Consider the following 9,879-nt stretch of genomic DNA (forward strand, 5'->3'; position numbering starts at 1 on the left):
AAATTTACACACCTGTTCCAGGATGGTACATGAAGTTGTTCCATTATGGAACAGGTGTATATGTTTAAAAATGATGGGATGCGAAGATCAAAGGTCTTTAATTTTGGCATAGGACTTGCATATATAAATAGTTGTAAGCGATACCAACATAGTTAATTTAAGGGGGATTTTTTAGATGGAACAAACATTATCAATCAAGCCGCGTGTACAGGAGTTTTTAAAGGGAACGAAAAAGCTTTTGATTAATGGGGAATGGGTAGAAGCCGCTTCAGGCCAAACTTTTGAAACTCTTGATCCTTCTAATGGAAAAGTGTTGGCTGTAGTGAGTGAAGCAGGACCAGAAGATGTAGATAGAGCAGTAAAAGCTGCTCGTCAGGCTTTTGAAAACGGTCCATGGAGAAAGATGAGTGCTTCTGAACGCGGTCGTCTTATTTATAAATTAGCTGATTTAATGGAAGCGCACCAAGAAGAATTAGCGCAGTTAGAGACTTTAGATAATGGGAAGCCTATTAATGAAACAAGAAATGCGGATGTACCTCTTGCTATCGATCATATTCGTTATTATGCTGGCTGGACTACGAAAATTATGGGACAAACGATTCCAGTTGCAGGTAACTATTTTAACTATACACGTCATGAACCAGTTGGTGTAGTAGGACAAATTATTCCGTGGAATTTTCCTCTGCTTATGGCAACTTGGAAGTTAGGAGCAGCTCTTGCTACAGGATGTACAATTGTGTTAAAACCAGCAGAGCAAACACCGTTATCAGCTTTATATTTAGGTCAACTAGCACTTGAAGCTGGCATCCCAGCTGGAGTTCTTAATATTGTACCAGGTTTTGGAGAAACGGCTGGGGCACCGCTTGTCGATCATCCAGACGTAGATAAAATTGCGTTCACTGGTTCAACATCTGTCGGAAAAATGATTATGCGCCAAGCGGCAGGAGCAGTTAAAAAGATTTCTCTTGAGCTAGGTGGAAAATCACCTAATATTATTTTACCGGATGCGGATATGAGTAAAGCGATACCTGGAGCTTTAATGGGTATTATGTTTAACCAAGGCCAAGTTTGCTGTGCCGGTTCACGTCTTTATATTCAAAAGAAATCTTATGATAATGTAGTTGCAGATTTAGCTTCTCATGCTAAAAACATTAAGCAGGGGGCGGGGATTAATCCTTCTACCCAAATCGGGCCATTAGTTTCTCAGGAGCAATTAGAGCGAGTAGGGAAATATATTGAATTAGGAAAGCAAGAAGGAGCAGAAGTTGTAGCAGGTGGTGTTTATGGTCAAGGAGAAGGCTATTTTGTTGAACCAACCATCTTTGCTGATGTGAATGATGAGATGACAATTGCGAAAGAAGAAATCTTTGGACCGGTTGTGTCTGCTATGCCATTTGAAGATTTAGACGATGTCATCCGTCGCGCAAACAACTCTGAATATGGCTTAGCAGCTGGTTTATGGACACAGGATGTGAAGAAGGCTCACTATGTGGCGAATCAATTAAAAGCAGGTACGGTATGGGTAAACTGTTATAACGTTTTTGATGCTGCCTCTCCTTTTGGAGGATATAAACAAAGTGGAATTGGCCGAGAAATGGGAAGCTATGCGCTTGATAATTATACGGAAGTGAAGAGTGTGTGGATTAACTTAAATTAATATCACCTTTTGATGATTTGGAGGGGTTTGTTTCATTCAAATGACAAGCTAGGCATGGAAAAAAGAAAGTAGTGAAACCGTCATATACGTAGTCAATGCATTTATCAAGGCTGGGATAGAAGATAACCAAATCATTGCGGTTACTCGAACGATGAAAGATGAATTTGGACTGAGTTCAGAAGATGAAACAGAAGAAGTAGTTAAGCGGTACTTAGTCTCACAGAAGTGTGTTTAAGGGAAAAGACAAGCCCTGGGAAAAAGAGGTGAAGATTACTCTTTTTCCTGGGGTTTTCTACTAATTAATTGATTCTTCCAGTTGAAGTATTTAATCAAACGTTTAATTAAATTTTGCCATTGTGCTTATACAGAGGTGAATCAAGTAAAAGTACATTCGTTATGCAAAGTATTTTCGTTAGTATTCTGCCTGTTTTCAAAAATATCTATTATAGAATGGACCGCGAATAGAGAACATTGATTCTATTATTCGCGGTCCATTCTATGTTTTAAAAGTGAACAACGTTATTTAATAAAGCCAAATACAAAATAAAGTGGAGGAGATAGGCTTAATAGAAAAATAAGATTGTATAGTTATAGCCATACTGTATGGAGGATTATGTTTGGGGCTAGTCGAACTAGTTTAAGAGGGCAGGGGGGAGAATATGATGCAAGAACAAATACATCTGAAACTAGAAGAAGTGCTGAACAATATTGATCGAGTTGTAAGTGGAAAAAGGGAAGTCGCTGAATTAAGTATAGTTGCTTTACTAGCAGGGGGGCATGTACTGCTTGAGGATGTGCCGGGTGTGGGAAAAACTGTACTCGTAAAGGCTCTTGCGAAATCGATTGGAGCAACGTTTAAACGTATCCAGTTTACACCTGATTTGCTGCCATCTGATGTAACAGGTATTTCTATTTTTAATGCAAAGGAACAGGAATTTATTTTTCGTCCTGGGCCGATTATGGGACATATTATTTTAGCTGATGAAATTAATCGAACTTCACCGAAGACGCAATCAGCACTGCTAGAAGGAATGGAAGAAGCCAGTGTTACGATTGATGGAGAAACGAGGAAATTAGAGCAGCCATTCTTCGTAATGGCGACGCAAAATCCGATTGAACATGAAGGGACGTACCCGCTTCCGGAAGCGCAGCTTGACCGCTTTTTATTAAAACTGAAAATGGGATATCCGACTGTGGAGGAAGAGATGGAAGTATTGCGACGGGCAGGCTCTTATTCACCGCTTCAGGAGCTGCAGCCAGTACTTCGTTTAGAGGAGTTATTACAGCTGCAAGCAGAGGTAAAGGATGTCGTGGTAGATGATAAAGTGAAAGCATATATTATTGACCTTGCGCATCGAACACGAAATGATCCCCGTATTTATTTAGGAGTGAGTCCGCGTGGGTCGATAGCTTTAATGAAGGCGGCTCAAGCATATGCGCTATTACGCAGCCGGGATTATGTGCTTCCGGATGATATTCAGCATTTAGCGCCATTTGTGTTTGGTCATCGATTAATTTTACAACCGGAAGCACAATATTCTGCAGAAAATGCTGCGTTTATTCTTCAAGATATTCTTTCGACGACTTCCGTGCCAGTGAAGAGAGTGGCTACGTGATGAAGAACGTGAAAAGATATACAAAAGTGATAGGGCTGTTTAGTTTGCTTCTAGCTATGTTTATATTTACGATGTTTCAAGGTAGTTTTGTGAGTTGGTTTTTGTTTTATGCGGTGTGTCCTTTTGTTCTTTATTCACTGGCGTTGTCTTTTCATTCGTTTCATGTATATACGGTGGAGCGAAAGATTACCAAGAAAGAATATTCAGTTGGAAGTGCAGTGGATGTTTACATTACAGTGACACGAAAAAGCCGATTTCCTCTTCTGTATTTATTAGTAGAGGAGCAGATAGAAGGGACATCGCTTAGGCCGCCGCAATCTCTTTTATTTGTTGGCTTTACAAAAACGTTAACTTGGCATTATACATTAGAACATGTTCCGCGCGGGGAGCACGTTTTTCAAGGGATACGTCTACATACCGGTGATGTACTAGGATTGTTTCACAAGGAACAAATGTTTAAAACGGAGGATACCATTCTTGTTTTTCCGGCTTATCATGAGCTAAGTTATCGGGAATTTAATCGATTATGGAGCGGTGAGCAAGGCTTTTCACAAAGAGCGCGCTCCCGCCAATCCGTCATTTCTGGTGTGAGAGAGTATCAGGCCGGCGATCAGCTCTCTTGGATTAATTGGAAAGCGACTGCAAAAGTGAATAAGCTCATGACGAAAGAATTTGATGAGCAAAGGAAGGAAACTTTTTATATTATTTTAGATCAAAGTTATACGGACTCATTTGAGGAAATGGTGTCCTTCGTTGCTTCTTTTGTTCATGCGGCGCTAAAGCGAGGGATACAGATTGGCTGGATTGATTCTATGCAGAATGTATATTTGCCAACAAGTAAAGGGGAGAGGCACAAGAGAGAGATTTTTTATGATTTAGCTCGTATACAGCCGAGTTTGAATCAAAGTTTACCTCGCGATATTCGAATGGGGATGCATCAAGCGAAGCTTATTGTGATGACGACTCAGTTAACCTTTGAAAAGCTTGAACACATATATGCGTATAGGAATAACCAAGCGGTTACTTGTTTTGTCGTGAAGGAACAGGTAAAAGATGAAGATTACATAGTGCAGGAAGTAGCTTTGAAACAAGGCGTACAGGTTCAGTTTGTGATATCGCAAACCGGGGGAGCGAGTAAGAATGATGCCTAAACGAATCGAAAATATAATACAACTATTCATCTATGTATTCTCATTTTTTCTCCTTACAGAATGGATGCGTCCGGTATCGGAACTAACGGATACAGGGAATATGAAAGTGTTTATTCTGTTTATTATTTTATCATTAGCTGTTCACTTCTTTTCTCTTCACTGGCTTGCTCGTTCTGTTGTGTTAATAGGATATATAGCTGTAGTTGTATATATGTTATATGATGATACACTGTTTTCGATAAGAGAGCTTGAAGTCAATATGGCTTATGTATGGAGTGGCGATTGGGTACTTATGACCAATTCGTTTCGGACCTTATTATTTTTTACACTGTTATGGCTTGTGACGTACTTGATTCATTATTGGATTTATATGAAGAGCAACCTGTTTTTCTTTTTTAGTATGACGGTTATTCTTTTAGCGATTTTGGATACTTTTACTCTTTATAATGCGAGCGCAGCCATCGTTAGAGTCGTCATAGCAGGGGTTATGATATTGGGAGTAATGAAACTAGTTCATCTGTTTCCAGCGTTGTCACTCCGCCTGTTAGGGAAATGGTCTATGTCACTTATTGTTATGGTAGCCTTTTTTGTATCAATGGGTCTTCTCTTGCCAAAGCCTGGTCCACAGTGGCCAGACCCCATTCCTTTCATTCAATCCTTTTCTGAGCAGGCAAAGGGAGAGGACAGTGCAGCTTCCGTTAGTAAGGTTGGATATAGTGAGGATGATTCAAAACTTGGGGGTTCTATTGAGCCTGATTCGTCCGTTGTGTTTTATCATACAGCAACGACGAATGATTATTGGAAGGTAGAAAGTAAGAATGTATATACCGGGAAAGGATGGGTTTCATCGGTTGGAGAAGGAACGGCCTTCCCGCTAGCTAATGGCGACGAGCTGACAGAGCTAGAGAATTACGAGGGGCCAGAGCAGGTAGCCACAAAAGCACTTGCGGCATCAATATCTATTATGGAGGATCAAGGGCATATTCTTTATCCGGCAGGGAGTTATTTGAAAAACGTGAAGGCAGATGGGGTCTCATTTTTTCTATATGAACCGAATCTAAAGAAACTAACACCTCAGACGGCGGATGGAACTGTACAAGATATAAGTGAGTATATGGTGAATTATGAGCAGCCACGTTATGATTTGGCGCAATTCCGAAAAGTAACAGAGGCTGATGAAACGATGGATGTATTGATGGACTTATATACGCAGCTGCCTGATAGTATCCCAAGTCGAGTGTATGATTTAGCGAGGGAACTGACAGAGAATCAATCAAATTGGTACGATAAGGTGAAGGCTGTAGAAGATTATTTCGATCAACCGGAATTTGTCTATTCAAAGGAGGACATTCCTTATCCAGCGAAGGATCAAGATTATGTCGATCAGTTTTTATTTGAAACAAGGATTGGTTATTGTGATAACTATTCGACTTCAATGGTTGTTTTGCTGCGAGCGGCAGGTATTCCAGCTAGATGGGCAAAGGGGTATACGGAAGGGGAGCGAACGGTTAAAGAAGGGGAGGTTATTTATCAAGTAACGAATAATAATGCACATTCTTGGGTGGAAGTGTATTTTTCTGGGATTGGATGGGTTCCTTTTGAACCAACGAAAGGATTTTCGAGTGAATCGGAATTTATTAATTCAGATAGGACAACTCATCGTGATACGGAACATTCTACTGTACGTGAAGATCAAGCCGAAACACTGCAGCGAGAAGAGAAGAATGCTGTCAGTGAACAAAGAGGAACAAATGGGGAATTTATCGCGATTATGAAGCCATTTTGGATAAGCTTAGGGACTGTAGTTATCGTTGTACTTAGCTTATTTCTTACTCGTCGAAAATGGGTGCCACGTTTACTGATTGCTCGTTATAAACGAAAATCCATTTGTTTTTCTGAAGCATATGAAGTGCTTGTTAAACAACTGCATCGTGCGGGATTAAAACGTCTTGATGGGCAAACATTTCGTGAATATGCTGCTTATATTGATTCGGTCTATGATACAAATCTAATGACTGAACTGACACGTCGCTATGAAATAATTCTTTATAGAGGAGATGAAGAAGGAGAAGCATGGAAGGAGCTTCAAGAGAGCTGGGAAACCTTAATGAGAAAAACTAGCTCTTGACCTTGTTTTTATTATACTGATACAATGACCGTAAAACGTATAGAACCCTTCATATATCCTCGATAATACGGATCGAAAGTATCTACCAAATCACCGGAAATGATTTGACTATGAAGGCGGATTTCAACGTGTAAACTAGAAATCTGCCTTTTTTGTTATGATGAAGGCATATTTCTAGTTTTTTTTATGATAATATTCTGGTTATGGAAATAGTAAAAGTAATTACTTGATTCGAAAGACTCAAGTGAAAATACATTAGTTGAGGTGACGATAGTGCCGGGGAAAACAGAAATAAACCAAGAAATGATCGTAGTACTTGATTTCGGAAGTCAATATAACCAATTGATTACACGTCGTATTCGTGAATTTGGTGTATATAGTGAATTACATCCACATACGATTACAGCTGAGGAAATTAAAAAATTGAATCCAGCTGGAATTATCTTTTCAGGTGGACCAAACAGCGTATATGATGAGTCAGCTTTCCGTTGTGATGAAGCGATTTTTGAATTAGGGTTACCGATTTTTGGAATTTGTTACGGGATGCAATTGATGACGCAATATTATGGTGGGAAAGTAGAACCAGCGCAGCATCGTGAATATGGAAAAGCGATTCTTAATGTTCAAAATGATTCTGCCTTATTTGCTAACTTACCGAAAGAGCAAACGGTCTGGATGAGCCATGGTGATTTAGTTGTTGAAACACCAGCAGGTTTCCAAGTAGATGCAACAAGTGCATCTTGTCCAATTTCGGCAATGAGTGATCGTGAGCGTAATTTATTTGCGGTGCAATTCCACCCAGAAGTGCGCCATTCAGAATATGGAAATGACCTTTTGAAAAACTTCGTATTTGAAGTTTGTGGATGTAAAGGTGATTGGTCTATGGAAAACTTTGTTGAAGTGGAAATAGCGAAAATCCGTCAAATCGTTGGTGACAAAAAGGTTTTATGTGCATTGAGCGGAGGCGTAGATTCGTCTGTTGTAGCTGTGTTAATCCATAAAGCGATTGGTGACCAATTAACATGTATTTTTGTTGACAACGGTCTACTGCGTAAAGGAGAAGCGGAAGGCGTAATGAAAACGTTCAGCGAAGGCTTCCATATGAATGTTATTAAAGTGGATGCAGCTGATCGTTTCTTAAATAAGCTGGCAGGCGTTTCAGATCCAGAGAAAAAACGTAAAATTATCGGTAATGAGTTTATTTATGTGTTCGATGATGAAGCACATAAATTGGAAGGTATTGATTTCTTAGCTCAAGGTACACTATATACTGATATTATTGAGAGTGGAACAGCAACTGCTCAAACGATTAAATCACATCATAATGTTGGCGGGCTTCCTGAGGACATGCAATTTACGTTAATTGAGCCGCTTAATACGTTATTTAAAGATGAAGTGCGTGCTCTTGGAACAGAGCTAGGTATTCCGGATGAGGTTGTATGGCGTCAACCATTCCCAGGTCCAGGATTAGGGATTCGTGTGTTAGGTGAAATTACAGAGGACAAATTAGAGATTGTTCGCGATTCTGATTTGATTTTACGTGACGAAATTAAAAAAGCAGGCTTAGACCGTGATATTTGGCAATACTTCACAGTGCTTCCGAACATCCGCAGTGTAGGTGTTATGGGCGATGGTCGTACGTATGACTATACAATCGGTATTCGTGCAGTAACATCTATCGATGGGATGACATCTGACTGGGCACGTATTCCGTGGGAGGTACTTGAAACGATTTCAACACGTATTGTTAATGAAGTATCTCATGTAAATCGCGTGGTGTATGACATTACGAGTAAGCCGCCAGCAACAATTGAGTGGGAGTAGGACTTGCGAATAATATAATCTAAATAGGTTATAAACGCAGTCATACTAATGTCTAAGTTGAATTGTTAAGTACTAATATTGTGATTAACGTACAACTATTTATATTTCAAAAATTAAACTCTCTTCTAGTTATTTATAACAAATAACTAGAAGGGGGGTTTTTATTTTGGTCAAAATTAGTGATTTGATTGATGATTTTAAAATGAATCAGCAAATTCAAGGTCGTAAAGATAAGTATAATGAATTAACCATTTGGCGATGAATTATTTTACTAAGTTTTTAATGTTTTTACGGATATATGCAAGGTTAGCAGTACACTAATAAGGTTTACTTCAGTAAAGTAAGGTATATTATATTTGTTGAATAGATTCTCTTTAAGGACAAGAAAAGTAGGTGAACAAAGTGGGGAAATATCAATTGGATACCAAAGGTAAGGTAGCTGTGACAAAGTATCATGAAAAACACAAGCCTGCCAAATTTGATAAAAAGCAGCAACTTGAAAAAATACGTGCGGAGTATTTGAAAAAGAAGCAAGAACAAACAGATAAATAATATGAATGAAAACATACAAGGGGTTCACCTGCTACAATTGAGTACAAGAATTACATGAATTGAACGGATTTTTCTGTTTTGATAAAAAGCGTAAAACACTTATGTATCAATGGTTATTGAGCGTGCTGTATGATATTACGAGTAAGCCACCAGCAACTATTGAGTGGGAATAATAGGGTTAATTCCTTATAAATTCCGTATATTATTCTTATTTAAAGAGGAAAAATGATCTAATCACGAACGATGGAAGATTTAATTATCTGAACATTCGTCTTGGGTGTTGACGCGTGTATTAGGAATTGTTACACTATACCTATATTTATTAAATTAAAATAATGTTTCGTCGTATAATATCGGAAATATGGTCCGAAAGTTTCTACCAAGCTGCCGTGAACAGCTTGACTACGATGTAAAAGAATTTAGGTATAGATGTAGCATTTGTAAAGCCCTCTTTTACATGTAGTTAAGCTCCGTTCGGTAGAGAACGGAGCTTTTTTTCGTATATGACGTTGCGGAGGAGACTAGGGAATGAAGAAATACTTTCAGTTTGAAGAACTAGGTACGAATTATCGCAGTGAAATTATCGGCGGAATTACGACGTTCTTAGCTATGGCGTATATTTTGGCTGTTAACCCTAATATATTAGGAATGGCTAACATGGATAAAGGAGCGGTATTTACGGCAACCGCTTTAGCGGCTGCAATCGGTTCCATACTGATGGGGTTAATTGCAAAATTCCCAATTGCACTTGCGCCAGGTATGGGGCTAAATGCATTCTTTACATTCGGTGTTGTCTTGGGAATGAAAATTCCTTGGGAAACGGCTTTAACAGGGGTACTGATTTCTGGGGTTGTGTTCGTTCTTTTATCAGTATCAGGTATTCGTGAAAAAATCATTAACGCGATCCCAGCAGAATTAAAACATGCGGTTGGGGCTGGGATTGGTTTATTT

At 39.1% G+C, this 9,879-nt stretch carries 7 protein-coding genes and 2 riboswitches (1 of these 9 running past the window's edge); all 7 genes read left to right on the plus strand.

The annotated features are described in order from the left end of the window. Positions 1-175 precede the first annotated feature (175 nt). The gene (locus tag BAOM_RS01980; RefSeq protein ID WP_127758836.1) at positions 176-1,657 is read left to right on the plus strand and encodes an aldehyde dehydrogenase family protein; all 1,482 of its coding nucleotides are present in this window, start codon (positions 176-178) and stop codon (positions 1,655-1,657) included. Positions 1,658-2,316: 659 nt separating this feature from the next. Next, the gene (locus tag BAOM_RS01985; protein ID WP_127758837.1) at positions 2,317-3,273 is read left to right on the plus strand and encodes an AAA family ATPase; all 957 of its coding nucleotides are present in this window, start codon (positions 2,317-2,319) and stop codon (positions 3,271-3,273) included. Continuing rightward, positions 3,273-4,424, plus strand: coding sequence for a DUF58 domain-containing protein (locus BAOM_RS01990; protein ID WP_252283457.1), 1,152 nt, complete (start codon positions 3,273-3,275; stop codon positions 4,422-4,424). The genes BAOM_RS01985 and BAOM_RS01990 overlap by 1 nt, the downstream gene beginning before the upstream one ends. Continuing rightward, entirely contained in the window at positions 4,414-6,552 is a 2,139-nt protein-coding gene (locus BAOM_RS01995) for a DUF4129 domain-containing transglutaminase family protein (RefSeq protein WP_127758839.1), read from the plus strand. Before BAOM_RS01990 ends, BAOM_RS01995 begins: the two co-directional genes overlap by 11 nt. A 29-nt stretch (positions 6,553-6,581) precedes the next feature. After that, positions 6,582-6,683: riboswitch (purine riboswitch) on the plus strand. Between the two features lie 172 nt (positions 6,684-6,855). Beyond that, complete coding sequence (guaA, locus tag BAOM_RS02000) at positions 6,856-8,376, plus strand: glutamine-hydrolyzing GMP synthase (RefSeq protein ID WP_127762409.1); 1,521 nt, start codon at positions 6,856-6,858, stop codon at positions 8,374-8,376. Positions 8,377-8,778: 402 nt separating this feature from the next. Beyond that, positions 8,779-8,928 (plus strand): hypothetical protein, encoded by a 150-nt coding sequence (locus tag BAOM_RS24125; protein ID WP_053594876.1) that lies wholly within the window; start codon positions 8,779-8,781, stop codon positions 8,926-8,928. 323 nt (positions 8,929-9,251) lie between these two features. Next, a riboswitch (purine riboswitch) is annotated at positions 9,252-9,353 on the plus strand. A gap of 103 nt (positions 9,354-9,456) precedes the next feature. Further along, positions 9,457-9,879: the beginning of an NCS2 family permease gene (locus BAOM_RS02010; RefSeq protein ID WP_127758841.1), read on the plus strand. 879 nt of this gene lie beyond the right edge of the window; 423 of the gene's 1,302 nt are visible here — the first part of the coding sequence; its start codon is at positions 9,457-9,459; its stop codon lies off the right edge, out of view.

Source organism: Peribacillus asahii (assembly GCF_004006295.1).
GTDB classification, from domain to species: Bacteria; Bacillota; Bacilli; order Bacillales; family DSM-1321; genus Peribacillus; species Peribacillus asahii_A.